This is a genomic window from Bacteroides cellulosilyticus DSM 14838 (assembly GCF_000158035.1).
In the GTDB taxonomy this organism is placed as follows: Bacteria; Bacteroidota; Bacteroidia; order Bacteroidales; family Bacteroidaceae; genus Bacteroides; species Bacteroides cellulosilyticus.
Window position 1 is genome coordinate 1 of record NZ_EQ973529.1, and the last position, 1,859, is coordinate 1,859.

Sequence of the window (1,859 nt, forward strand, 5' to 3'; positions counted from 1 at the left end):
CGGTAAACAGATCGAGGTAAAACTCTTGCAACACAACGATGACTTTAAAGGGGTTGATATCGCTTTCACTTCCGCAGGCGCTGGTACCTCTAAAGAGTATGCCGAGACCATCACCAAACATGGTGCCGTGATGATCGATAACTCCAGTGCTTTCCGTATGGATAATGACATACCTTTGGTAGTTCCCGAGGTAAATGCTGCCGACGCAAAAGATCGTCCACGCGGCATCATCGCCAACCCTAACTGTACCACTATACAGATGGTAGTGGCACTGAAAGCCATCGAACAGCTTTCTCACATAAAGACTGTACACGTTTCTACGTATCAGGCCGCCAGCGGTGCAGGTGCTGCCGCTATGGATGAATTGTACACACAATACCGCCAGGTGTTAGCAGGTGAATCTGTTACTGTTGAAAAGTTTGCATACCAGTTGGCATTCAACCTCATTCCTCAGATTGATGTATTCACTGATAATGGATACACCAAAGAAGAAATGAAGATGTTCCACGAAACCCGCAAGATTATGCATTCTGACATAAAAGTAAGCGCAACTTGCGTACGCGTTCCTGCTCTTCGTTCTCACTCTGAAAGTATTTGGGTAGAAACAGAACGTCCTATTTCAGTGGAAGAAGCTCGTGAAGCTTTTGCAAAAGGTGATGGTTTGGTATTGCAGGATAACCCTGCCGAAAAGGAATATCCAATGCCTTTGTTCCTTGCAGGTAAAGACCCCGTTTATGTAGGTCGTATCCGTAAGGATCTGGCTAATGAAAACGGCCTGACTTTCTGGATTGTGGGTGACCAGATCAAGAAAGGTGCTGCACTGAACGCAGTACAGATTGCAGAATATTTGGTAAAAGAGAATGCTCTCTAAGCATTACTGATAAAAATAGAACCATTGGAGAAATGGTTGTAAACAAAAAAGAGGTTATCCAGAAAATGAGGATAACCTCTTCTTTTATGATAGAGGAAGATTACACCAAAGGATTCACTCCCACAATTTCTTTACCGAACTTATCGTCCACAATAATCAGAAGAACATATGGTTTATTGTTGTCTATAAGAGAAAAGTTTAATTCAAGGAGTTCAGTTTCCCGAAAATCTACGCTTTGCGAATTAAAGCCAACTTTCGCATTAAACGCTTTCACTTCTATCTTGTGGCATCCAACTCCTTTCATCGTCAACACTGTTCTATATCCATCAACTCCTGAATATCGCTTCTCCACATTAATCTGAATATTATTTATAACATCAGGCTTAAGTTGATTCATTCTTAAATAAGCGGCCATTCCTCCCATGAATCTATTGACTGGTTCAATCCAAAGTTCTTTGTAAGTGGCATAATTAGATGAAGACCAATACGGATCATCCCCTGTCATACAATCCATACCTACAGGTAGCGCTCCTACAATATTCTTGGTACAATAGGCATAAAGAGGAGCATAATCGTACCCAACTCCATACATCAGACTTTGTCCGAAAGGATTATTGCCAAATATCCATTGCAATTGTTTAGTTACCAACTGCATCCCCAAAGTATCGTTCCTAAGCAAAGAAGCTTCTGCTAACGCCCATGTAGCAGACAGGTGGGCATTGGTACTACCATGAAATAGTTCATTTTCCCAGATAGGAAATGTCCGCAAAGCATATTCTTCATTCAGGACCGTACCTTCATTATATTGCTTTAAAAGTTGCCTGCGTTGGCAAGAATCTTTTTCTGCAAGTATAGAAGATTTTGAATATACAGAATTTGGTAATAAATCATAAGGGGCGGCAACCCTGCTACCCCATTTCATGAAATAGTCACTATACAATACAGCCGAAGCATACCAGTTCATCCAATTTTCATCCTCTTTGAATTC

The 1,859-nt window shown here is 41.3% G+C and carries 1 protein-coding gene and 1 pseudogene; one reads left to right on the forward strand and one right to left on the reverse strand.

What is annotated here, in order from left to right; all coding sequences use genetic code 11:
* Positions 1-871, forward strand: an 871-nt coding sequence (locus BACCELL_RS25500) for an aspartate-semialdehyde dehydrogenase (protein ID WP_007215075.1), incomplete at its 5' end; no start/stop codon positions are given.
* Positions 872-971: 100 nt separating this feature from the next.
* Here the strand turns inward: BACCELL_RS25500 and BACCELL_RS25505 are convergent.
* A pseudogene (locus tag BACCELL_RS25505) lies at positions 972-1,859 on the reverse strand (hypothetical protein); the annotation flags it as partial.